Genomic DNA, 24,539 nt, shown 5'->3' on the forward strand with positions numbered 1-24,539 from the left:
TAACTAGATTGTAAAGTTATCATAATCCAATGTCAAGTAAAGAGTATGAAAAAATACTTATTAAAAATAAAGAAAAGTTTAAAAATATCTTGTTATTTAAAATAGATATATTATAATGTTCTTAAAAATACATGGAGGCACTTACATGAAACGAATTATCATTTCAATACTTGTTGCAATATTATTACCTATGAGTATTTTTGCTCAAGAGGGGACTTCAATGGTTTCATTGGGAGTATCATTAACAGGAGAAGATAAAGAATTTATGTTATCCTTATTTGGGGTCAACCAAAGTGATAATGTTATTTCTATTGATGGCAATACAGTTAATAAATATTTAAATGATGGTACCGATAATACAGTGGGGATATATTCAAGTTCAAAAGTAGAATTTATGCCAAAAGGTTTTGGTGTTGAAGTGTTTGTAATAACGCCAGAGAATATTACAAAGGTTTCAGAGTCAGCGTATCGAAACGCAGCAATTGCTGCTGGAGCTACGAATGCATACATTCAAATAGCTTCACCACAACCTGTTACAGGAGAAGGAGCTCTAGCAGGTGTTTATGAGATTTTTAGTCAACAAGGAATGGAATTAAATCCTGAAGATATTAGAATTGCAGAAAATCAAATTAAAATTGAACAATTGTTAACTGAAGAAACCTCCTTAAATTCAACTGAAATTTCTAAAATTATTACAAAATTAAATTATGAAATCGTGTTATTAGTTGAAAAGAATAAAGAAATTAAGGATGAAGATTTATTCAAAATTGTTGAATCCATTTTAAATGATGGAAATTATAGTATACCTAAAACAGCAATCGATGCTATGAAAGAGCATGCTATTGCATTTGCTAAATCAGAAACGGCTAAAGATTCAGAAACCAAAAGAATGCTAGAAGAAATGCTAAATAAATTCGAAAAAGGTGATTTTTCACATATTAAAGATAAAAAATATACGGTAGGGAATTTAGAAATAGAGTTTCATAATGTATATCTTACTGAAGAACGAAACGAGTATAGTGAAGAAAAATTTGACAACCTATTAGTTGCTGAATATACCGTAACCAACAATAACGAAGATGATTTTTATTCAGGTAATGAATTATCTTTATTTACAGATGGAAAGCTTACAATGCCATATTTTATGGGTGATGAATCCTTTTTACCAATTCCTTCTGGAAAATCAGGGGATGAAAAAATGTATTTTGGTTTTAATGGTGATTTTGATACATTAGAATTACAATTAAAAGATATTATGAATATTAATGCTGAACCAGTTAATATTATCTTAACAGGTGAGAAGCCAAAAACTGAAGAATTAAGCAGTAATACTGAAGAAACAACCGTCATAGTAGATACTGACCCTTCAGATTTTATCAATAGTATTGAAAATAAAGAATTAAAAGAAATAATGCAAGGATTTGTAGATAATAAATTGAATGTATTAGAGCCCTATATGGCAAAAAGAACGGATTTAGGAATGGCACCTTATACAACTGATAATATGGTATTTTTCGGTGCCCAATTAGCAGTCGATCCAGTGATTGATGAAAATGGTGAGATAGATCCTTACAACTATGGACGTTTATTTTTCATTGAAGATGAGGAAGATATGAAACTTCAAAAGGCATATTATGATGACTTAGCTAAACAATCTGCACTATTCTATTCACATACTTACCAAAAAGGAAAGGTTTTACTACAAATGGGTGGAGATGTTCCTGACGAAGATTTCGAAAAATATATTCAGGTTATCGACCAAATAATTAAATAAAAAATAACGCGCAAATTGTGATATTTTTGCGCGTTTTTAAACTTCATCTTTCAAACTGCGTAATCAATTGATAGAAGTCTTCAATTGAATTGCTAATTTGGTATTTATTCGTTTTTTCAATGATAGTGTCTTTTTGTTTAGTCAAGGCGACTAATTTTTCTTTCAACGTTTCTGGAGAAAGTTCTTCTTCGTTTAAAACAAGGGCATATCCTTCATTTTGGAAGTTTTGAGCATTTAATAATTGATCTCCACGACTAGCTTGAGCGGTTAAGGGAATTAATAGCATCGGTATTTTTAAAGCTAAAAATTCAAAAATTGAGTTAGAACCCGCTCTTGAAATAACATAGTCGGTAATCGCTAATATATCATTTAATTCATCCGTTACAAATTCATATTGGACATAGCCGTCTTGAGTTAGAGAGTCATCTTTTAAACCTTTACCCGTTAAATGGATTAATTGGTATTCTGTCAATAAATAATCTAAATTTTGACGAATCGCATCATTGATTGCTTTCGAACCTAAAGAGCCCCCCATAACCATCATAATTGGTTTATCAGGTGTTAGACCTGTAGATTGATAACCACGTTCCGCATTACCTTCAAATAAACTATCGCGGATAATAGAGCCAATAACGGTAGCTTGTCCTTTGGGCAAATGTTCTGCTGCTTGTGGAAAGGTTGTAAAAATATGATCAGCAAACTTAATACTAATTTTGTTTGCTAAACCTGGTGTCACATCTGATTCATGTAACACGATAGGAATCTTTAACATTTTGGCTGCCATCGCAACCGGCACACTTACAAAGCCACCTTTAGAAAAAATCATCGTCGGTTGTTGCTTTTTCAAAATAAAATAAGCATCGCTAACGCCTTTCATGACTTTAAAAGGATCGACAAAGTTTTGCCAATCAAAATAACGACGTAATTTACCACTACTAATGGGATAGTAGGGCACATTGTCTAATTTATTAATCATCTCACGTTCAATCCCGTTTTTTGATCCTATATAAAATGTTTCATAACCTTTTTCTTGAAAATAAGGGATTAAGGCTACGTTAACTGACACATGGCCAATAGAGCCACCACCAGTAAAACAAATTCGTTTAACCATAAGAGCCTCCTAAAAATTATTCTCATTAATTATAGCGTTCAAACCTAGATGTGTCTAGTTAATCGTTATGCTAGGAGGAAGAAGAATAGCGAAAAAGTTAATAGGATAGATAACACATCACACGCTATAAAAATAGATTAGTTGCACTATTTTTGATGCTTGATGATGGATGAACTCATACTCTAATGTTTTTTATGGCTAGATACCGTGGCACTAACTTTAGAAGATCCTTTTCATCAGATTTTTGATAGATTTGAGAATAAGTGTCTCCATGAGCATAGATCTTTATTTTGATTGAGCTATTCACTTGATGGATGATTTCAATGTTGTTTATTTCATCAAATTTTATTAGTTTCCATCTCAAAAGGAGAGTCTACACCATTTAATAGGTCATATAACTTTCGAAGCTATGAATTTCTAGCGGATTAAAAAAATATTTACAAAAGCTCTTTACAACCGTATCTTTTATTGTATAATAGTAAGAGTGGTCTGCGGACCCCAAATCACGATATTCCGCTGGATAGACAATTCTGCTATCTATGAGTGTTTGTTAGAAGAGGAGAAAAAAACATGAGTAAATTAATTGAAAAAATTACTGCAGCTCAATTACGTAACGATATCCCTGAATTTCGTGCAGGTGATACAGTTCGTGTACACGCATTAATCGTCGAAGGCGAACGTGAACGTGTGCAAATTTTCGAAGGTTTAGTTATTAAACGTCGTGGTACTGGAATTAGCGAATCTTTTACAGTTCGTAAAATTTCAAATGGTGTAGGTGTAGAACGTACATTCCCATTACATACGCCACGTGTAGCGAAAATTGAAGTTGTTCGTAAAGGTCGCGTACGTCGTGCGAAATTATACTACATTCGTGCATTGTCTGGTAAAGCAGCTAGAATTAAAGAACGAACTAGATAATCCAAGATTTGAATACTCGGTTGATTGTATTGACAGTCAATCGGGTATTTTTCATTTACAATAAGATATTCACCTAAATGCCATTCGTCTCGGGGTTACTCTATTAGAATTGAATTACGCTCTGAGCCCGATGGTCTCACCTAAATTTAAACAAAAATATTCACCGTTCTTAATTTCTAATCAAATTTATAAACGATAAGCTTAACTTTATCTAATGCTATTTTGTCCACTCTAAACATGATTTTGATAACGTTATGATTCCTTGAAAGAACGCTCCCATTTTTCATTAAAATGTGTTAAAATATATTAGTAATCTTAGAGGGAGGTATTATGAAAAAAGATAAGCAAACCCTTCGATTAGAAAGTATCAATAAACTTCAAGAGTTGGATAGTGGGCAACGACGCCAATGGGAAAGTGATTTGAAGCAACAATTTTTTGGGTATTTACAAACAATCAAAGTTCAAAAATTAGCTTTGTTTTATAGCTTTCATCCTGAAGTAAATGTTTTGCCCATATTAGAAGAATTAGAAGCACAAGGTTATGAAGTGTATTTACCTTGTTTAGCTCCCAATTATCAATTAGAGTTTGCTCCTTATAAAATGGGGGACACACTTAAAACAGTTTATCGCAAAGTGGTGCAACCGAAGACTCACCAACGACTAGAACCTGAGCAATTAGATTTAATCATTGTTCCAGGCTTATCTTTTTCGAGTGAGGGGTATCGGGTCGGCTTTGGTGGCGGTTATTATGATCGTCTACTAGCAAAATTACCTACCACCAATACGGTTTCGCTCGTTTTTCCGATTCAAATGGTCGACAATGATTTATTGCCTGTCGAATCATTTGATCAACCTGTTAAAAAGCTCATCATTGCGAGATAGAGAGGAGCAATAATGGAAAAAATTAAAAATCCTGAATGGTGGCGTCAGGCGCCATTTGTAACGTATATTTTATTAACACTTAATATTGCTGTTTTTATATGGATGTTATTCGTTTTTGGTACTACACAATCGAGCGAAGCATTAGTAAATGCAGGTGCAAATTTTAGACCTTTCATTGTTCATTTTAATGAATGGTGGCGCTTATTGACTGCCGGTTTTATTCATATTGGATTCGAACATATCTTGATGAATATGGTTTCCCTTTATTTTGTGGGGATTGAACTGGAAAAAATATTAGGTCATGGACGTTATTTACTGATTTATTTAATGAGTGTTCTAGGTGGAAATGTTGTTTCATTTGGCTTAGCGAGTGCGGGTTCTCTTTCTGCAGGAGCTAGTACCGGTATTTTTGGTTTATTTGCGGCTTATATTGTATTAGGTCGTCTATATCCACAATCAAATTATTTAAGACAGCGTGGTCAAACGTTTCTGACATTATTTGTTATTAATGTCTTGATGAATCTATTTTCAGGTACGATCGACAACTGGGGTCATATGGGTGGCGCTTTAATGGGAGCTTTGATGACCGCAGCCATTGGTATCAAGCAATATCATCCATTGACGAAGAAACAACGATTATTATTATTCATTAGCATCGTTTTATTATTGATTTCATTTATTTTTATTGGGATACAAAGAGAAATTTAAAGGAGTAGGAAAAATGGAGAAAAAAATTATTGGGATTGACTTAGGTGGTACTTCAGCAAAATTAGCAATTTTAACACCCGCTGGTGAAATTCAAAAAAAATGGAGTGTTCAAACCAACATCTTAAATGATGGCGTACATATTGTCCCGGATATTATCGATTCGATTAAAGAGCAATTATCATTATTAAATTTAACAGAAGAGAGTTTTTATGGTATTGGGATGGGAACGCCAGGGAAAGTAGATGCTGAAAACAAAACAGTTATTGGCGCTTACAATTTAAACTGGAGTGAATTACAAGAAGTTGGAAAGCAATTTGCCGAAGCTTTTAATTTACCTTTTTATATTGATAATGATGCGAATGTGGCTGCTTTAGGTGAACAATGGAAAGGTGCCGGTAATGGAGAACCCAATGTCGTGATGTTTACTTTAGGTACTGGTGTTGGTGGCGGTATCGTTTTAGGTAATAAATTATTACATGGTGTCGGCGGTACAGCAGGTGAAGTGGGCCATATTTTTGTTGATACGGAAAATGGTTTTGAATGTACTTGTGGTAATAAAGGCTGTCTAGAAACAGTTGCCTCAGCAACAGGAATTGTTAATCTTGCACGTCATTATTCAAATGAATTTGCAGGTGATTCAACGATTAAAGCGCGTATTGACAGTGGGGACCAAGTAACCGCTCGTGATATTTTTGATGCAGCAAAAGATAGCGATACATTTAGTGAACATGTAGTTGATATGTTTTCTCACTATTTAGGCATCGCGACTTCCCATATTGCGAATATTTTAAATCCAAGTACGATTGTTTTAGGGGGCGGCGTTTCGGCGGCTGGCAATTATTTAAAAGAGCGCGTTGAAAAATATCACCGTCAATATTCATTCCCACAAGTACGTGATGTCACAAAAATCCGTTTAGCAACAATTGGTAATGATGCTGGTGTTATCGGGGCTGCTCGATTAGTACCAGTTGATGAGTTAGGAGAGTAATTAATTTAATGGAAATTTTGAAATTTATTTTAGCTTTAATTGTTTTAGGTTTAGTAATTTATGGTGGCTACTTACTTTATTTATGGTGGATTGCACGTAATTCCGCTCAAATGATTGAAGCGACGGAATTAGAAACATTACGTGCTGGAGCACAAATTGTGGATGTACGTGAAATACCGGAATTCGAGGCACGTCACATTTTAGGGGCACGCAATATTCCAATGTCACTGTTTAAACAACGTCAAGCCGAGGTACGCCGTGACAAACCCGTTTATTTATACGACGAAGATGGTAATTTAGCACCACGTTGTGCCCGTATTTTAAAGAAAAACGGTCATGATAATGTCTTTATCTTGAAAAATGGCTTTTCTACTTGGGGCGGAAAAGTAAAATCAAGAAAATAATGTACAGCCTATATTAGTCAATAAAGATGGTGATAGTTTCATTTTTAATGGGCTATGACGATCTTTATTTTTATCACCTTGAAAGGAGTGTTGAAATGGTTGAAAATGTTTTAATGGATGAAATGGCCATCAATCGGACACTTAAACGAATTGCCCATGAAATCTTAGAACGTAATAAGACTTTAGAGGACGTTGTGTTAGTCGGGATTAAAACGCGTGGCGAATACTTAGCCAATCGCATTGCGACGAAGATTAAAGAAATTGAAGGGCATGAAGTGGCGGTTGATTATGTGGATATTACCTTTTATCGAGATGACCTAACGCATGCGACGGTTTCCGATGAACCAGAAGTAACTGAAGCGAGCTTTACTCATGATTTAACGGGTAAAAAAGTCGTCATCGTGGATGATGTATTATATACAGGACGCACGGTTAGAGCTGCGATGGATGCGATTTTAGACCAACATCGTCCTTCGCATATTCAATTAGCTATTTTAGTGGATCGTGGACACCGGGAATTACCGATTAGAGCAGATTTTGTGGGTAAAAATGTACCAACTGCCAAAACAGAGCGAATTGCGGTACGCTTAAGTGAAGTCGACAATGGTGAAGACCAAGTGGTCATTGTAAAATAAAAAAGAAACTGAAGTTATGATGTGGTTGTGCGGTCTACTCGACACTCAACTCATCTTGTAACTTCAGTTTTTTTATTATATTGATAGATAAAAGCTTTTGCTAGTCATTAAATAGACTGCTAAATACTTTAAAGGCTCAACTCAAATAGCCAATTTAGTTAATTGTCAATTTGATAGGTACGTAATTTCTGTTCATCAGGTGTCACATAAATCGTGCGTTGACCTTCATAAATCACATAGCCCGGTTTAGCACCATTGGGTTTACGTAAATGTTTGACTTGTAATAAGTCTACTGGAACGGAGGCTGAATCACTGAACTTAGAATAATAAGCAGCGAGTTCTCCCGCTAGTGTAATGGTTTCATCACTTGGTTGGTCACTTTCAATGATCACATGAGAACCTGGGATATTTTTGGCATGGAGCCACCAGTGATTTTTACTGGCTTTTTTAAGACTGAGTTCGTCATTTTGGTGATTATTGCGTCCAACATAAATCATGACCCCATCATCACTGCGATAGCGTCTTGGTTTTGACGTTGATTTTGAACGTTTTTTAATATTTTGTTTACGTTGTGCAACATAACCTTCGCTCGTTAATTCTTCTTTAATATCTTCAATGTCTTCCAAATCAGCTTGTTGAATTTGGACAAGTACTGTTTCTAAATACTCATTTTCTGCTTCAGCCAATTGGGTTTGGTGGTCAATATATTTTAATGAATCACGGTATTTAGTATACTTTTTAAAATATTTTTGGCTATTATCAATCGCTGATAAACGTGGGTCAAGTTCAACTAATAAAGGTTGATTATTGTCATAATAATTATCCAATGTCACTTCTGTTTGACCTTTTTCAATTTGGTAAGCATAGGCTTTTAAGAGTTCACCTTTTATCCGATAGGTATCTGAAGCCTGGGCTACTTTGCGATCTTCTGCTAATTTTGCTATTTTAATTTGATTGCGTCCAATCACATGTTCAATTTTTTGTATTAAATCGCCTGATAATTGACGAATACGATCTAAATGAATTTTTTGTTGGAAAAAGGCTGTTAATAAAGTTGAAAGTGAAGGGTAGTGAATTTGTTCAGCTTTAAGATGCTTAACAGGATAATAATAAAAGGATAATTTGGCATTTTTTTGCTTGAAAATCGTGGGTTGTGCAGTAGTGGTAGCCGCCATCAATTGATTGATAGCTTCACCAGCTGTCATTTTTTCTTGATTCATTAAATATTCGATTTCATTGGCACCAAGTTTTCCTAATCCTTCAATCATTCGAGATGCCAGACCATCTGCTAATAGCTGATGATGTTCATTCGCCCAACTTTCTAAGTCTGGTAAAGCAAAGACATTAATTTGTTGTGGATTTTTGGGTGGTTGAACATATTCAGCACCTGGTTGTAATCCGCGATAGCTATTAAGACTAGGAGAGACATGTTTAATACAGTCAATAATCGTATTTTTAGCCGGATTCACTAATAGAATATTACTGTGGCGACCCATCAATTCAAAATAAAGATGGTAATTCTGTTGGTCGCCTAATTCGTCTAAGCCACTCACAATAAATTGTACGATACGGTCATTGTCAATTTGCCGGATGTCTAATACAATGGCATTTTCTAAATGTTTACGCATCAACATACAAAACATTGGTGCATGAGTGGGATTACTTGGACGCTCATCTGTTAAACCTAAATGGTAATAAGTGGGATGAATCGAGCTGTTTAAACGATAATTGGTACGATGATTACGAATCACCAATTGTAATTCTTGCTCGAAAGGTTGATATATTTTGGAAATACGGCCACCAATTAGATGATCCGCTAATTCCTTGACTAAGGCACGTGTAAAAAAGCCATCAAACGTCATACTTGGTTCCTCCTAAAAAGAGATATAAATACATTTTACATGATTATCCACTAAAGTGAAAGTTATCGCGATTAATAAACGGTTTCGATAGCGAATTTACTTGAACTGTCGTATAATAGTGAAGGTTATTATTTTAGATTGGAGAGGTTGCATGATACATTTATTATTAGTCATGATTTATTTATCATTTATCAGTCTTGGCTTACCGGATGCCTTATTAGGTTCAGCATGGCCCGTAATGCATCAAACTTTAGCGGTTGATGTTTCTTATGCCGGCGTTATTTCGTTAATTATTTCTTTTGGAACAATCATTTCCAGTTTGCAAAGTGATCGCTTAACGAAGACATTTGGTCCTGGTAAAGTAACGGCATTTAGTGTGCTATTAACGGCAGTTGCTTTATTTGGTTTCTCAATTAGTAATCAATTTTGGATGTTATGTTTATGGGCGATTCCTTATGGTCTAGGCGCCGGCAGTGTCGATGCTTCATTAAATAATTATGTCGCTTTACATTATAAGAGTCACCATATGAGCTGGTTACATTGTATGTGGGGTGTAGGAGCAGCGATTGGGCCTTATATTATGTCCTATGCCTTGATGAATGGTTCGGGTTGGCAAAGTAGTTATTTATATATTGCAATCATTCAAATTGTTTTAACAACGAGTCTATTTATTAGCTTACCTTTATGGCAAACGCATGAAGCTAAAAGCAATGGTAAACGTGCTGAAGGCAAACCATTAAGCATTCCAGAGATTTTATCATTAAAAGGTGCTAAAGAAATTATGATTGCTTTCTTTTGTTACTGTGCGATTGAATCGACTGCAGGACTTTGGGCAAGTAGTTATTTTGTATTAGTAAAAGGCATTGAACCTGAGACTGCTGCCGGTTATGCTGCTTTATTTTATATCGGTATCACGGTAGGACGTGCGTTGAGTGGCTTCTTAACCTTTAAATTTAATGACGAGCAAATGATTCGTATCGGGATAGGTGTCCTAGCAACGGGCATAATTTTATTATTATTGCCAATCAAAATTCCAGTGATTGCGCTAATTAGTTTAATTATTATTGGATTAGGGTGTGCACCTATTTATCCAAGTATTATTCATATGTCGCCACGTTATTTTGGAAAAGATAAATCACAAGGCATTATTGGGGTGCAAATGGCCAGTGCCTATGTGGGCGCAATGGCGATGCCACCTATCTTTGGTTGGATTACGAAAGTAACAGGCATGGGAATTTTACCGATTTATTTAGGATTATTAACCATTTTAATGTTATATATGTCAGAACGTTTTACCCAAAATGGTCCGATTGAGGAGGAAGGATAATGTATAAAGTAGGGCGAATTGTCAATACCTTTGGTATTAAAGGTCAAATTAAAGTCATTGCGGATACGGATTTCCCTGATGAACGCTTTGCTCCAGGTGAAAAATTAGCGATTATCGACGGAGAGAAGGTACTAACAAAATTAACCGTAGCGGATGCCTATTTACATAAAGGGACTTATATTTTAAGTTTTGAAGGAATCCATAATATTAATGATATTGAACACTATAAAAATTATTGGTTAGCGATTGAAAAAGACCAACAACAGGCACTGCCTGAAGATGAATTTTATCATCATCAAATTATTGGCTTAAAGATTATCACTACCGATGGTAATGAATTAGGAACCGTTAAGGAAATTCTATCGTTAGGTTCGAATGATGTCTGGGTGGTTAAACGTCATGAACCGAAAAAACGCGATGTGTTATTGCCCTTTATTAATGATGTCGTGAAAGAGGTAGATTTGACCAACGGCATCGCGACGATTGAATTGATGGAAGGTTTGATTGATGATGCAAATTGATGTGTTAACTTTATTCCCAGAAATGTTTGCACCCCTTAATACCTCTTTAATGAAGGAAGCACAAAATAAAGAAAAAATGACTTTAAATTTACATGATTTTCGTCAAAAAGCGGTCAATAAACATGGCCATGTGGATGATTATCCATATGGTGGCGGAGCGGGCATGTTATTACGGGTTGAGCCGATTGTCGAAACACTCGAAGCAATTGAACGTAAAGATAAATCGAAAGTCATTTTAGTTGATCCAACCGGCAAGCCGTTTACCCAACAAATGGCTCAAGAATGGTCAACAGCAGAACAATTAATCTTTATTTGTGGTCATTATGAAGGTTTCGATGAACGAATTCGTGATTATGTAACCGATGAGGTGTCACTCGGTGATTATGTTTTAACGAATGGTGAAATGCCGACAATGGTGATGATTGATGCGACCGTCCGGTTAATTCCCGAAGTATTAGGAAATGCCCATTCAATTGTAGATGAGTCCCATCAACGTCATTTATTAGAACATCCACAGTATACACGACCACGAGAATTTAGAGGAAAAGTGGTACCGGATGTCTTATTAAGTGGACATCATGAAAAGATTGAAAAATGGAAAGCCAAAGAAGCTATCCGCAAAACCTATGAAAGACGACCTGACTTACTTGAAAAAGCTGATTTAACAGAGCAAGAACAAGAATGGTTAGCAGAAATTCAACAAGAAAATGAAAATATTTCTTTAAAATAGCTTAAGATGTGATAAAATATAGAAAAGACCTTTTTAGGAGGAATTAATAAATGTCTAAATATTTAGTGTTCGGACACAAAAATCCAGATACTGATACGATTGCTTCAGCCATTGCGATGAGCTTCTTTTTAGAGCGTCAAGGGTATGTCGCAGAACCTGTTGCTTTAGGAACCCCAAATGAAGAAACTGAATTTGCTTTAAGTTATTTCAATGTCGAAGCACCACGCGTAGTAACCACGGTTGCCAACGAAGTTGAGCATGTTGCTTTAGTGGACCACAATGAACCCCAACAATCAGTCGATGATTTAGCGGATGTGACCGTGGATTATGTCATCGATCATCACCGTATTGCTGGTTTTGAAACAGCGCAACCTTTATATTACCGTGCAGAACCCATTGGTTGTACCGCCACTGTCTTATTAAAAATGTTCAAGGAACATGATTACGATATTCCAAAATCAATTGCTGGTTTAATGTTATCGGCTATTATTTCTGATACTTTATTATTTAAATCACCCACTTGCACGAATCAAGATGAATCTGCAGCGCGTGAATTAGCGAAAATCGCAGAAGTTGATTTAGAAAAATATGGTTTAGAATTATTAAAAGCAGGAACCAATTTATCAACTAAAACAATTGATGAATTATTAACATTAGATGTGAAATCATTCGACATGAATGGTAAAAAAGTGCGCATCGCACAAGTAAACGCGATTGGTTTCGAAGAAATGCAAGCACAAAAAGCTGAATTATTAACAGCAATGGATGCTTCAGGATATGATTTATTCGTGTTAATCGTAACCGATATTTTAGAAAGCAATTCATTCGGTTTAGTATCTGGTGAAGACTTCACACAAGTAGAAGCAGCTTTTGGTACTACAGTGACTGACAATGAACTATTATTACCAGGTGTCGTTTCACGTAAGAAACAAGTCGTACCGCAATTAACGGCGGCTTACGAAAACTAATAAATTAAGACTGACAGAAAGATATCTGACTGCCTCCTTCAAATAAACTAGAATATCTATTTGAAACGAAGCCGAGCATGTATTTCTGTTCGGTCTTTTTTGTTTGTCCTAATCCATCTAGTTTCTGGCGTTAGGCAATATAGAAGGAGATTTTATTCAATTGTATGGGGCTAAATTGGCATGGTGTCAGTGGCTCTTATAAGCAAGGGATTTTAGTTAATTGTATGGAGGGAAACTTGATTGATGCCAGTACCCCATAAGCAAGGGAATTTTTTCAATTGAATAGGGTAAACATCTTTTTGAGGGTAGGCCGACGAAGCGATAATCATTCAATTTTCTACTTTTAGTCGGCTCCTAATCTTGTGGAGACTATAATTAACGTAAAAACTAATTGATTTTAGAAATTGTTTTTGCTTTCTAATAAAAGTTAGCATCACTCATTTTACCCTAAGGCAGGAAGAATTATCTGTAAGTGGATCAAGCATTATTCTTCAATAATCAACGAAGGCCTATTTTTAAACAGCAGTGAATTTGATACAATAGGACTATCGATATTATTTTACGAGGAGGGACGAGAGTATGGCTTTACAAATTGTAACAGGCGATTTGTCAGTTAATAAAAAAGCTCCCCTAATCCAAGAGCTATTTAAAATTAAAGCACAAGATCCGCAAGCAATTATTTATTATTTAGTGCCGGAACATATTAAGTTTGACATGGAAACCTTTGTACTAAAAGAAAGTCAAAAAATGAGCGGACGTCAAGAATCGGCCATGATGGATATTCAAGTGGTCAGCTTTACACGTTTGGCTTGGTTTATGTTAGATGAGAAACAACATCAACGCACTAATCTATCCGATATCGGTTTAACGATGGTGATTAAGCAACTATTAGATCAATATCAAGACCAATTGATTGTTTATAAAGGGCAACAACATCACTTAGGTTTCGTTGAGAAATTATTGGCGCTATTCGAAGAGTTATATCAAGGCAATGTTAATCCAGAAGCCTTAACCGATGATATGGTGAGTAAACAAGTAGTTGAGGCGACGATTTTAAATATGGAAGCGCAACGTATTAAAGAATTACAATTATTATATACCGCTTTTATTGATACAATCGAAACGCAATCATTAGCTAATTATCAAACGTATTTGGATTTATCACACTATTTAGCCCAACATGAAGCGTTTGACCATCATTATTTAGTAGTAGATCATCATTATTTTTTTAATGCACAACAATATCAATTATTAGTAGACCTCGCTCAAAAATTTAAGCGAGTTTGGTTAACCTTACCGATTAAACAATCCCAAATTAATAGTGCTGAATGGTTACCAATGGTTCAAATAGTAAAAGACACTTATCGTCAACTTAAACATTATGGACAATTATTTAATTTTGAAGTGTTGCCTGATTGGGAGATTCAAGCGCATTATTTTAATTATCAACCCGCCATTTTAGAAGTTGCCTCACGTTTCCAACAACAACAATCACAATTATTAGTGCCACAGGCTTTAAATAGCGCTACTACGCATCATTATTTTTGGCAATTTGAAACAGTGCAAAGTGAATTACGTCATATTAGTAATCAGATTCATTATTTAGTAACGATTGAAGGGTATCGTTATCGTGATATTTTAGTGTTAACCCGCGATATGGATTTATATCAACAAATGCTAGGCCCAATCTTTGAGATGAATCAAATTCCTTACTTTTTTGACCATGAAGCGAATATGTCGCAACATCCCTTAGTCTTGTGGTTAGAAGCAGTACTGAATTTGTCCTTAAATCATTGGCGGTATCAAGACTTAATGCTCGTCATCAAGTCGGATTTGTTAATGCCTGAATGGCTAGAAGGGAATATTGAAGAGGCACGTCATCAAAAGGCGCTCTTAGAGAATATTTTAATTGCCAATGGTTATTTTGGCTTCCGCTTTTATAGTGAAAAGTTTGAATGGCAATTTCCGCAATCAGAACAACCCTATGTTAATTATCAAGGTGATGAAACGAACGAAACCATTTTTGAAGGGGTGAGTCGTTGGCGTCAGTGGCTTGTGTCCAATCTATATCAACCCTTAAGTCGTTGGGACAAAGGGCTGTCAGGTCAACAAGCCGGAGAATGGTTATATCAATTATTAGTCGATACCCAAGTGCAAAAGCGCCTCATGGCTTTACGTGATCAAGCGATTGAACGGGGACAAATTGAGTTGTCACGTCGTTTTGAACAAGTATGGCAAGTATTGATGGATGCCTTAGATGAATTCCATCAACTTTATGGTGAAAAGAACTTGTCATTAGCGTTGTTTGCTGAATTATTACTAACTGGTTTACAACAAGCGACCTATCATATTATTCCACCAACGATGGATCAAGTGACGGTTACCAGTATTGAAAGTCCACAAGTGCAACCGGCTAAAATTTGTTTTATTCTAGGAGCCGATGATCATAGTTTACCGAAGACTTATACCAGTGATTCTCTCTTAACAGAAGATAATCGTGCGGAGATTCAAGAACGTTTACTACCACATCAAAACCTAGCCGATACCTCCAAGCAACGCAATCAAATGGAACAGCTCATTGGCTATCAATTATTATTGGATGCGACCGATCAATTATATTTTTCAGTGGCACTCAGTGTAGGCGATTCACAAAGACAATTTTCACCTTATATCCTCAATCTGATTAAAGCTTGTCAATTTAAAGTGGAGTCATTTGGTAGTGAACAACACCCATTTTTAAATGAAAAGATTCACAGCAACCAATTAGGGCGCCTGCCGATGCAATTATCGCCTCTACTTGGAGTATTGCGTCATCAATATCAGAATAGTTTACCGATGACGCATCAACAAAAACAATTATTACATCAAGTATTGTATGCGCCAGAAGCCATTGAAAAGAATTGGCAACAGTTAGTGCATCAGATTTTTAAATTCAATGTTTTACCAACGGCACTCACACCTGAAACCGCCATTGCTTTATTTGGCCAAAATATTTCAGCCTCTGTGTCGAAGATAGAAGCTTATTATCAAGATCCATTCAGTCATTTTTTAACCTATGGTTTAAGATTAAAAGAGCGAGAACAATATGAAATTGATGCGGCTAAAACCGGGGATTATTTCCATCATGCACTAGACTTGGTGATGGCTAAAATTATTGCTTCTGGGCGTACTTTAGTTAATTTAACCGCTGAAGAATTAAGTGCCATTTTAAATGAAAGCATCGAGGCCATTAATCAAGAGTGGAAATTTAATATTTTCAGTGGTCATCCACGAATGCAGGCCATTAAGTTACAACTTGATCAACAATTATGGCGCTTTTTACAATTTAGCTATCAACAACAAGCTAAAATTAAGATGCGCACCTTAAAAACGGAAGCCATCTTTGGGATGAATCCGCAACATGATTTAAAAGGGATGAGTTACCCATTGTCCAGTGGCGGTAAATTATATATTACCGGGAAAATTGACCGTATTGACGAATTAGTGGGGGCGAATAAATTACAAATCATTGACTATAAGTCAGGTAAAAAACAATTTAAGCTAGAAGATGCTTATTATGGTCACGATTTACAAATTCTAACTTATTTAAATATTGCTTTACAAAACTATCTGCAGTTTGAAGCATTAGGTGCTTTTTACCAACCATTGATTCATAATTTTAATGAGGTAACACCAGATGTCTTAGCCCAAGCGTCTCAAGGATCCCTTTATGATACCCAATTAAAAAACAATCTATTACAGGGATTTGTAGCAGCCGATGAAGCGGATTTAATGCAAATTGATCCCGATATTGAGGAACAATCAGATAGTTTGATTTATCCGGTATCATTAAAGAAAGATGGTCAATATAAGGCCAGTTCAAAAGTCATTCGTGGCGAGGATTTACAATTAGTTTTACGTATGACCGATGAGCGCTTTATCCAAGCCGCTGAAGAAATGCAGTCGGGTCGTATTGACTTAGCGCCGTATAAAGATAATCCTTATACAACGGCTTTACAACCGGGGTATCGGGTCATTTCAGGCTTTGATGCTACCGAACATTATCACTTATATCGCCGTAAAACGATCAAAGCTAAAGAAGTTATTAACCAATTGAAAATTGACTTTGAAGGGAAGGAGGAAGGATAGATGTTAATTGAACCAAAACCTAAAGATGCGCAATACAATGACGAGCAGTGGCAAGCGATTCAACAAACAGGATCTAACTTACTGGTCGCAGCCTCAGCAGGATCGGGTAAGACGACGGTCTTAATTGAGCGAATCTTAACCCATATCCGTAAAGAGTTTGCACAAATCGATGAATTACTGGTGGTCACCTTTACCGAAGCTGCCGCTAAAGAAATGAAGGAACGGATGGAAACCAAACTCAAAGCGGTTATTTACCAACCGGAGTACCAAGACAAACAAGCCCTCTTTTTAGAACAAGTCGCTAAATTACCCGCAGCCCATATTCGGACCTTGCATAGTTTTTGCTTACAGGTGATTCAACAATTTTTCTATTTGATTGATTTTAATCCGAGCTTTACTTTATTAGTGGACGAGACACAAAAGGCCTTGATTTTTCAAGATGTTTGGGAAGTATTAGTGGCTGATATTATCGAAGGCAAGTTGACCGGACTGGATGCGAATGACTTACAAGAATTATTAAGTCGTTATGCCAATCCTAGAAGTGACCAAGACTTATTTGATTTAGTGCTTAACTTACATCTATTTTCTTCGTCCCACCCTGAACCGGAAATCTATTTACAAAACTTATCGCAATATAGTCGTGATTTTAATCAGTTTAGTCAAACAACCTTATACAAACAACAATTAGCGCCTAATTTACAAAGTAATCTTCAATCGGCTTATCAATTATTATTAAAAGCTGAAAACTTATTAACAGGTGCTAGCGATGAAATTGCGAAAAAATATGGGGATTTCTTAGCGACTGAACGAGAAATGATCGGTCAATTATTAGATAATCTATACCAAGATCAATTAGCGAACTTTGCTAATATGTTGGCGGGGGTGGAATTTAAGCGTTGGCCAAGTAAACCGCGTAAGACCGAGGAAGGCGAGTTAATCGATGCGATGAAAGTGGCCCGGGATCAAGCCAAAACATTGATTACCAAAAATGTACAACCGGTCTTTCCATTAGCTTATCTCGAATTGGAAAAAGTCGAAGCCCAGTTAGCCCCAATTATTGATAAATTAAGCCAACTGACCTTACACTTTAAACAAGCGGTCGCTCAGCATAAAGCTAAACTTAATATTATTGATTACAATGATTTAGAGCATTTAACCTTAAATATTTTAGCCCCTTATAATCAACAGACTGGACGCCGTGAGGCCAGTATTGCCGCTACTTATTATCAAAATCTTTTTAAAGAAGTCATGGTCGATGAATACCAAGATATTAATGAAATTCAAGCGACAATTTTATCTTGGTTATCACATGAACAACGACCGGATTTAACAGGTAATTTGTTTATGGTAGGGGATGTTAAACAATCGATTTATGGCTTCCGTATGGCCGAACCGAGCCTATTTATGAAAAAATATCGCCAATACCAAGCACATGAAGCCGGCAAATTAATTGTGTTAGATAAAAATTATCGCTCACGCGATGAAGTGCTGCAATTTACCAATTATGTATTTGAGCGCATTATGGACGAGCAATTTGGCGAAATGAACTATGGCGAACAAGAGTCCTTAAAAACAGGTAATCTGTCCTTTGAACCCGTTTCGCCTTCACCGCGCTTTAATATTCAACTCTTATTGCATGAAAAAGCCGAGGACAGTGATGAAGCAGCGGCAACTAGCTTTAATGAAGAAGCGAATGATACCGATGAGGTAGCAGATGAACTCGCTTTTGATAGTTCGATTGAAGCCCAAGCTCATTTAATTGCCCAAGACATACGTCAAAAAGTACTGTCTAGTTGGCAAGTCTATGATAAAAAAGCCAAAGGCATGCGTCCGGTTGAGTACCGTGACTTTGTCATTTTATCATCTACTAAAAAGCCATTTTTAGAAATTCAACGGGCTTTCCAACAATATGAAATACCGATTAATGCGCAAAAAATTGATACCTATTTTCAAAGACAAGAGATTCAATTAATGATTGCCTTATTGAAAATCATTGATAATCCCCGACAAGACTTGCCTTTAGTGGCGATTTTACGATCATACTTTGTCGGACTGAGCGATGAAGCATTAAGTAAAATCCGAATTCATCATCCTAGCGGGGCCTATTATGAAGCCGTCTTAGATTATATGACCCAAGTAGATGATGCGCTTGCGGATCAATTAAGTCAGTTTAATCAACAATTGATTCATTGGCAAACGATTGCCAGTGAGAAACGCTTAGTTGAATTGATTTGGCAAATCTATCAAGAAACGTATTTCTTAGACTATGTTACCGGCTTAACCAATGGTGCCCAACGTCAAGCGAATTTACATGCGTTTTACCAACAAGCCGCTAGCTTTGAAAAGAGTAATTTTAAAGGGGTATTTGGCTTTATTCGATATATTGAAGAATTAACCGAACATAATCAAGATATTGCTGAACCGGTCTTATTAGGCGATAATGAAGACTATGTGCGCATGATGACGGTTCATGGTAGTAAAGGATTAGAGTTTCCGATTGTTTATTTGATGAATATTGAAAAGCAATTTAACATGCAGGATATTAATCATAAACGCTATGTATTATCGAAAAACTCCGGAATGGGCACCGATTTATATGATTTTACCACGATGTTAAAATATCCATCGATGGTTAATAAAGCCATTAAAATCGAAAAAACGATGCAAGCTAAAGCCGAAGAAATGCGTAAATTATATGTGGCTTTAACCCGTTGTGAACAACAATTAATTTTAGTTGGAACCATTGATTCACAGGATAAATGGCAAGAAAAAAATGAAAAAACCCGTGAATTAACCGATAAACAAGATAAGTTAGTCGTCTTACAAGAACGTCAAGCCGCTAATTCATGGTTAGAATGGATTCGTCAGGCATTAGCAGTACCGGATACTTTAGCCGAAAAAGTTACTGATTTTGATATAGCACAAGTTAATGTTACCTTTAAAAATCAAGCAGAGATTTTCCAAACGCAAGGCGAATTAATTCAACAACGACAATTCATCACCGAAGAAAGTTGGCTCGACTTTACACTGAAAGCGATAAAAGAAGTCTCGATGGATGAACCAAGGTCCCCCTTAATGCAAACGATGGCCGCATTAGCCAATCCAATCTACCCCTATCAGTTGGCGAGTCATACGTCCTCTTATCAATCGGTATCCGAGTTAAAACGTTTGTATGAAGAACCGGCACATGATCAATTAAGTTATTTTACTGACCGAACTAAGCTAGTCAACACTGAAAGGGACCAACAACTCAAGCTAAGAGAAGGGCAGTTATCCGCTACTAATAATCAAGCAGCAGTAACGCCAGCAAGCGATGTCACTGAACAGGAAGGGATTCAAAGTATTCGCTATACGGAGGACACCTTTGAACCACCACAATTTATGAAACCGAAAACGATGACTTATGCCGAAATCGGTAGCTTAACTCACTTTGTGATGCAACATTTGGCCTTTGATCAGTATCAAGGTGAAGCGATTGAATCCTGGGTGGCAAGTGAAATCAGCCGCTTAGTGAGTGAAGAGTATTTAACCAAAGAAGAAGCGGCCTTAATTAAAATGGAGACTTTAGTCTGGTTCTTACAAGATCCGTATGGACAACAATTATTTAAGCATCATCATACTTTACAACGTGAACAAGCCTTTTCTTATTTATTGCCTGCTAAATGGTTGTTTAAAGCACAATTAACCGAGGAAACAATGCCACAGTTGGCCGATGATCAATTATTAGTCCATGGGATTATTGATACCTTTTACGAAACAGACGATGGCTTGGTCATATTGGACTATAAAACAGACCGCTATCGTCAATATGGCAATGTCCCGCGTAGTGAGCAGATTGAATTGGTTGCCGATAAGTATAAATTCCAGTTGAGTTTGTATGCACAAGCCTTGAGTCAAGCCAAAGCTAAGCCAGTTAAAGATGTATGTGTGGTATTGTTAGATTTTAATGTAGTGTATCGTTATGACGAATTATATACCTTTTAGTTGCAATATTTCTGATATATCATAAAAAAGTCCATAGTCTTGAAGGAGATTATTTGCTAAACTATAATTAACAAACTTGAATAGTGAGGGAAATCTATGAAAATTGAACACGTAGCGATATATGTTAATCATTTAGATGATGCGAGAGATTTCTTTGTTAAATATTTTGAGGCAAAATCAAATGAATTGTACTTCAATCCGAACACAGAATTTAGCTCTTATTTTTTAACATTTGAGGATGGAGCTCGATTAGAGTTAATGACAAGACCAGACATGGTGGATACTTATAAAGGCTTAAATCGAACCGGATTGGTTCACATGGCAATGAGTGTGGGCAGTAAGGAGAAAGTAGATGCCTTAACTAAAGAGTTAGAAAACGATGGTTATGAACTCATTGATGGCCCGCGTACAACCGGTGACGGTTATTACGAGAGTAAGTTCATAATCTTTGAAGGCAATCAATTAGAAATTACGGTTTAAATCAAAGTAATAATGATGACTTGATCGTGAAAATCATTAAAGACTAAGAAAGTAATTTTATATACCTTGATTCAGAATGAGAGAGGAATGGCAATAAAGAATTTGCTGTTTGATGCGACCAGAAGACTGGTTGTGGGAGTAGATCAGAAGTAGAAAATCGAATGATTTTCGCTTCGTCTGTTCACCCCCGCACAGTTGAGTAGGTCTCAAGCAAGTCATTAAGACGCAGATTGAGACCACTCAACCACTGCGCTTTTAACTAATGAACAATAATCTTAACTAAATTTATCAAGTTTATGCCAGCCTTAAGGTGTTTTGAATGCTGTTGAAAGGGAATAGGAAATGGGAGTGGTCTAGCCAATGGCTTTTCGTTGCTAAATACGTCATATTGTTATTCTTACTAAAAGGCGAGGGCAAAGGCGCCGATAAAATTGCCGGTATTTTTGGCGATAGATACCATTCATAATATTTTGAAAAGCATATTGTATCGTTGTACCGATATAAGAAAGGACAAGCACATCTTCCATGATTGTTGCGCCCTTGCTGATAATGTATTGTGATACCGATATAAGGGCAGACACGCAAAAAACAATAGCCTATCAAACCCGATGTGAGTTTGTTAGGCTATTTCTACTGCTTCAATTATTTAATGAAGAATGTATTTAATATGAATGAAAATAATGCAATTGCATAAGCGGGTGGGTCAATATGTGTTTTGACATTGGTGTTGAAGAAACGAGCAACTAACTCAAATACGAACCACGCCATCACACCAAATAAAATCGCTAAGAAGAAGTTATTAAAAGCAACCATTGCTAAAGCTGAGATAATCCCAACATGATGTCCAACCGGGAAGTTGGCACCAAAGATGGTAAAGAAGAATAAGAATGCTCCAAAACCAAAGCCAAAGAATGGAATACCTGTTAATTGCGTTACATAAGCGATGATAGCAGAGTAAGCTGCTGACCATAATAAACCAAATACTAAATCATTCGTACTCATATTGAAGACTGGTTGTCCTTCTTCTGGTTGCGACATAAATTCGCCACCACCGAATACTAAACGAGTAATGATTGAACCAATCACGATACCGATTGCGCCACCATCAACTTTTAATCCCAATACTTGGGTAATTAGGTAAGCTGATAAATAACCGATAACGGCGAAGATACCACCGACTAATAAAGCCATTGGATCATTGGAAGCAAATGGTTGTTTATTAATATCTGTTCCATGGAAACCAGAGTTATCTTTAGAACCTAAGTAAGCAGTTGCTGCTACAGCACCGGTGAAAGCGATATGGGGTCCAAAGAAATAACCAAATGCGACATTGTTTAAGAAATCTGCTGAACCTCCAGCAGCCATGATTGATGAGCCGATTAAGACGAAGAACCCACATAAACCAATCGCAGGGATCGCTCCAATCGCAGCACCAAATACGCCACCAAAGAAAGCTAAAATAATTGCTAAAATTGACATATTGTCACTCCTTAAAATAAATTTTCACCATATAAATTATAATCATTTTAAAAAATAAAGTCTAATAACTATTATTAATAGAGAGTGGTATGGTAGTGTCAAATATTTTGTGTAACCTGCATATTAAGATTGTAATATAATTAATAACTATTTATTGAATTTCACCTTGCCTTTTAGATGAATTATCATAACGACCAGTGAACTTGTACTTCCTCTCAACAAGATAATCCATCTAAAAGGCAAGGCCAGCAACCGAAGGGCGCTAGTTAAGCCTCACATGATACTTGAGGATTTTTCTGTTTCTCTTCTTAAGTTGAATTCATTAACCGGCCTTTTGAGATCTATCAGCAGTTGAAGTTCAAATGCAACCTTCCCAAAGCCTTTATGAATACGATTTGCGAACTTGGCATTATATTCTATGACATAACAATAGACTGTCTTTTCTAGGGACGCCTCATGTGGAAATTGTTCTTTAATTTTCGTTCGCTTCTTCAATTGCTTATTAAAGGCCTCGGATAGATTGTTTGTATAAAGTGATGGCCATATCTCTTTGGGAAAATGCATGAACGAGAAAAGGTTCTTTTTTCGTCTTAATTGTTCTACCAATTTTGGATAAGTCCCTTTCCAAGTCTGAATAAATTCATTAAGTAAGCGCGTGGCTTCTACGATACTACCAGCTTTAGGGACTTTTTTTAGCCCTTCTAATACTTCTTGACGATCTTTCACCCGTACTTTCATGGCGAAATGTCTCAGCAGATGAGTCCAACAGGTTTGATGAAGGGCCATTGGAAACTCATTGGTTAACGCTTCCGCTAAGCCTGTTAATTCGTCTGACACAAAGAGAAACACATTTTCGAGCCCTCTTTGTTTTAGGTCTTGTAGCATTTCACGATAGTGCAAGGAGGACTCTGTCGGATAGACTTGAAAATCGAGTATTTCTTTATAGCCTTGAGCATCAATTCCAATAATGGTATGGACAGCTTCTTTAGACACACTCCCACGTCTTACAGGGATAAAGGTGGCATCGCAATATAGACAAACATAGTCTTGCTTAATAGGGCGTTGTCGGTAAGCAGCTAATTCTTCTTCAAATGTTTTAGAAAGATGAGAGATAGTCGTTGGCGAATAGTGGTGACCATACATTTTTTCAATGAGGTCTGAGATATCGCGTGTTGTCACACCTTTTTGATACATTAAAATGATCATCTCTTCTAAGTGATTAGGGGCTTGTTGAAGACATTGAATCGTTTTAATATCAAACAGACCTAATCGATCTCTTGGTATTTTGAGCTGTAGCTTACCGTATTCTGTCGTTAATGTTCTGGAATAATAACCATTTCTTGAATTGCCGGTATTGTAGCCTTTCACTTCCCATTTCTCATAATTAAGAAAAACCGTTCTTTCGCTTTCAAGGAGTAGGTTAATAGCTTCTTCTAAAGCTTGACGAAATATTTCATGAACCGATTCACCTTGTGCTAGTGCTGTGATTAATTTTGTGTTAAAATCTTTCATGAGGGACCTCCTGTTTGTGATTGTTTTGTTGTTATTACAATCTTACAAAAAAGAGGTCTCTTTTTCCAGGGAGACTCCGAGGTTACACAAGATATTTTACGCTATGAGTGGTATTACTAATTCTATGT

General features: G+C 36.3%; 18 protein-coding genes. 14 read left to right on the forward strand and 4 right to left on the reverse strand.

Annotation, left to right across the window (positions count from 1 at the left end; genetic code table 11):
• Window positions 1-145 precede the first annotated feature (145 nt).
• Window positions 146-1,774: a DUF1002 domain-containing protein gene (locus tag CYJ72_RS00590; RefSeq protein WP_284630110.1), complete on the forward strand. Its 1,629-nt coding sequence runs from the start codon at window positions 146-148 to the stop codon at window positions 1,772-1,774.
• A gap of 43 nt (window positions 1,775-1,817) precedes the next feature.
• On the opposite strand, the gene murG is transcribed toward CYJ72_RS00590, so the two are convergent.
• Complete coding sequence (murG, locus tag CYJ72_RS00595; protein WP_284630112.1) at window positions 1,818-2,885, reverse strand: undecaprenyldiphospho-muramoylpentapeptide beta-N-acetylglucosaminyltransferase; 1,068 nt, start codon at window positions 2,883-2,885, stop codon at window positions 1,818-1,820.
• Window positions 2,886-3,455: 570 nt separating this feature from the next.
• Here murG and rplS point away from each other — a divergent pair.
• From rplS to pyrR, 6 genes are all read left to right on the forward strand, one after another.
• Complete coding sequence (gene rplS / locus CYJ72_RS00600) at window positions 3,456-3,803, forward strand: 50S ribosomal protein L19 (RefSeq protein ID WP_066123339.1); 348 nt, start codon at window positions 3,456-3,458, stop codon at window positions 3,801-3,803.
• A 330-nt stretch (window positions 3,804-4,133) separates the two neighbouring features.
• Entirely contained in the window at window positions 4,134-4,685 is a 552-nt protein-coding gene (locus CYJ72_RS00605) for a 5-formyltetrahydrofolate cyclo-ligase (RefSeq protein ID WP_066123336.1), read from the forward strand.
• A 12-nt stretch (window positions 4,686-4,697) separates the two neighbouring features.
• A complete protein-coding gene (locus CYJ72_RS00610; protein WP_101812976.1) occupies window positions 4,698-5,393 on the forward strand; it encodes a rhomboid family intramembrane serine protease in 696 nt (231 codons plus the stop codon).
• A 13-nt stretch (window positions 5,394-5,406) separates the two neighbouring features.
• The gene (locus CYJ72_RS00615; RefSeq protein ID WP_284630117.1) at window positions 5,407-6,381 is read left to right on the forward strand and encodes an ROK family glucokinase; all 975 of its coding nucleotides are present in this window, start codon (window positions 5,407-5,409) and stop codon (window positions 6,379-6,381) included.
• Between the two features lie 8 nt (window positions 6,382-6,389).
• Window positions 6,390-6,785 (forward strand): rhodanese-like domain-containing protein, encoded by a 396-nt coding sequence (locus CYJ72_RS00620; protein WP_284630119.1) that lies wholly within the window; start codon window positions 6,390-6,392, stop codon window positions 6,783-6,785.
• Window positions 6,786-6,880: 95 nt separating this feature from the next.
• A complete protein-coding gene (gene pyrR, locus CYJ72_RS00625; protein WP_284630121.1) occupies window positions 6,881-7,420 on the forward strand; it encodes a bifunctional pyr operon transcriptional regulator/uracil phosphoribosyltransferase PyrR in 540 nt (179 codons plus the stop codon).
• A gap of 158 nt (window positions 7,421-7,578) precedes the next feature.
• Here the strand turns inward: pyrR and CYJ72_RS00630 are convergent, their stop codons facing one another.
• Window positions 7,579-9,282, reverse strand: a complete 1,704-nt coding sequence (locus tag CYJ72_RS00630) for an Rqc2 family fibronectin-binding protein (protein ID WP_284630123.1) — start codon at window positions 9,280-9,282, stop codon at window positions 7,579-7,581.
• A 151-nt stretch (window positions 9,283-9,433) separates the two neighbouring features.
• On the opposite strand from CYJ72_RS00630, the gene CYJ72_RS00635 reads away from it, so the two are divergent.
• The 7 genes from CYJ72_RS00635 (at window position 9,434) to CYJ72_RS00665 (ending at window position 21,420) form a co-directional block, all read left to right on the forward strand.
• The gene (locus CYJ72_RS00635; protein WP_284630124.1) at window positions 9,434-10,609 is read left to right on the forward strand and encodes an MFS transporter; all 1,176 of its coding nucleotides are present in this window, start codon (window positions 9,434-9,436) and stop codon (window positions 10,607-10,609) included.
• Window positions 10,609-11,130 carry a ribosome maturation factor RimM gene (gene rimM, locus CYJ72_RS00640; protein WP_284630126.1) on the forward strand — a complete coding sequence of 174 codons (522 nt, stop codon included), beginning with the start codon at window positions 10,609-10,611 and terminating at the stop codon, window positions 11,128-11,130. The genes CYJ72_RS00635 and rimM overlap by 1 nt, the downstream gene beginning before the upstream one ends.
• Complete coding sequence (trmD, locus tag CYJ72_RS00645; protein ID WP_101813021.1) at window positions 11,120-11,860, forward strand: tRNA (guanosine(37)-N1)-methyltransferase TrmD; 741 nt, start codon at window positions 11,120-11,122, stop codon at window positions 11,858-11,860. Before rimM ends, trmD begins: the two co-directional genes overlap by 11 nt.
• A gap of 50 nt (window positions 11,861-11,910) precedes the next feature.
• Window positions 11,911-12,828 (forward strand): manganese-dependent inorganic pyrophosphatase, encoded by a 918-nt coding sequence (locus CYJ72_RS00650; protein WP_284630128.1) that lies wholly within the window; start codon window positions 11,911-11,913, stop codon window positions 12,826-12,828.
• 579 nt (window positions 12,829-13,407) lie between these two features.
• Window positions 13,408-16,956 carry a PD-(D/E)XK nuclease family protein gene (locus tag CYJ72_RS00655; RefSeq protein ID WP_284630130.1) on the forward strand — a complete coding sequence of 1,183 codons (3,549 nt, stop codon included), beginning with the start codon at window positions 13,408-13,410 and terminating at the stop codon, window positions 16,954-16,956.
• Window positions 16,957-20,940 (forward strand): helicase-exonuclease AddAB subunit AddA, encoded by a 3,984-nt coding sequence (addA, locus tag CYJ72_RS00660; RefSeq protein ID WP_284630131.1) that lies wholly within the window; start codon window positions 16,957-16,959, stop codon window positions 20,938-20,940. It begins immediately after the preceding gene.
• Window positions 20,941-21,036: 96 nt separating this feature from the next.
• Window positions 21,037-21,420, forward strand: coding sequence for a VOC family protein (locus tag CYJ72_RS00665; RefSeq protein WP_276932984.1), 384 nt, complete (start codon window positions 21,037-21,039; stop codon window positions 21,418-21,420).
• 642 nt (window positions 21,421-22,062) lie between these two features.
• On the opposite strand, the gene CYJ72_RS00670 is transcribed toward CYJ72_RS00665, so the two are convergent.
• Window positions 22,063-22,899, reverse strand: a complete 837-nt coding sequence (locus tag CYJ72_RS00670; RefSeq protein ID WP_284630134.1) for a DUF7973 family transport facilitator — start codon at window positions 22,897-22,899, stop codon at window positions 22,063-22,065.
• A 273-nt stretch (window positions 22,900-23,172) separates the two neighbouring features.
• Complete coding sequence (locus CYJ72_RS00675; RefSeq protein WP_066127251.1) at window positions 23,173-24,411, reverse strand: IS256 family transposase; 1,239 nt, start codon at window positions 24,409-24,411, stop codon at window positions 23,173-23,175.
• Window positions 24,412-24,539 lie beyond the last annotated feature (128 nt).

Origin of the sequence: Globicatella sanguinis (assembly GCF_002847845.2) — a bacterium.
Classification (GTDB): Bacteria; Bacillota; Bacilli; order Lactobacillales; family Aerococcaceae; genus Globicatella; species Globicatella sanguinis.

Excerpts from the sequence above, each read along its gene's own strand:
- CYJ72_RS00590 (WP_284630110.1), top strand. The coding sequence starts at position 146 with ATGAAACGAATTATCATTTCAATACTTGTTGCAATATTATTACCTATG.
- murG (WP_284630112.1), bottom strand. The coding sequence starts at position 2,885 with ATGGTTAAACGAATTTGTTTTACTGGTGGTGGCTCTATTGGCCATGTG.
- rplS (WP_066123339.1), top strand. The coding sequence starts at position 3,456 with ATGAGTAAATTAATTGAAAAAATTACTGCAGCTCAATTACGTAACGAT.
- CYJ72_RS00605 (WP_066123336.1), top strand. The coding sequence starts at position 4,134 with ATGAAAAAAGATAAGCAAACCCTTCGATTAGAAAGTATCAATAAACTT.
- CYJ72_RS00610 (WP_101812976.1), top strand. The coding sequence starts at position 4,698 with ATGGAAAAAATTAAAAATCCTGAATGGTGGCGTCAGGCGCCATTTGTA.
- CYJ72_RS00615 (WP_284630117.1), top strand. The coding sequence starts at position 5,407 with ATGGAGAAAAAAATTATTGGGATTGACTTAGGTGGTACTTCAGCAAAA.
- CYJ72_RS00620 (WP_284630119.1), top strand. The coding sequence starts at position 6,390 with ATGGAAATTTTGAAATTTATTTTAGCTTTAATTGTTTTAGGTTTAGTA.
- pyrR (WP_284630121.1), top strand. The coding sequence starts at position 6,881 with ATGGTTGAAAATGTTTTAATGGATGAAATGGCCATCAATCGGACACTT.
- CYJ72_RS00630 (WP_284630123.1), bottom strand. The coding sequence starts at position 9,282 with ATGACGTTTGATGGCTTTTTTACACGTGCCTTAGTCAAGGAATTAGCG.
- CYJ72_RS00635 (WP_284630124.1), top strand. The coding sequence starts at position 9,434 with ATGATACATTTATTATTAGTCATGATTTATTTATCATTTATCAGTCTT.
- rimM (WP_284630126.1), top strand. The coding sequence starts at position 10,609 with ATGTATAAAGTAGGGCGAATTGTCAATACCTTTGGTATTAAAGGTCAA.
- trmD (WP_101813021.1), top strand. The coding sequence starts at position 11,120 with ATGCAAATTGATGTGTTAACTTTATTCCCAGAAATGTTTGCACCCCTT.
- CYJ72_RS00650 (WP_284630128.1), top strand. The coding sequence starts at position 11,911 with ATGTCTAAATATTTAGTGTTCGGACACAAAAATCCAGATACTGATACG.
- CYJ72_RS00655 (WP_284630130.1), top strand. The coding sequence starts at position 13,408 with ATGGCTTTACAAATTGTAACAGGCGATTTGTCAGTTAATAAAAAAGCT.
- addA (WP_284630131.1), top strand. The coding sequence starts at position 16,957 with ATGTTAATTGAACCAAAACCTAAAGATGCGCAATACAATGACGAGCAG.
- CYJ72_RS00665 (WP_276932984.1), top strand. The coding sequence starts at position 21,037 with ATGAAAATTGAACACGTAGCGATATATGTTAATCATTTAGATGATGCG.
- CYJ72_RS00670 (WP_284630134.1), bottom strand. The coding sequence starts at position 22,899 with ATGTCAATTTTAGCAATTATTTTAGCTTTCTTTGGTGGCGTATTTGGT.
- CYJ72_RS00675 (WP_066127251.1), bottom strand. The coding sequence starts at position 24,411 with ATGAAAGATTTTAACACAAAATTAATCACAGCACTAGCACAAGGTGAA.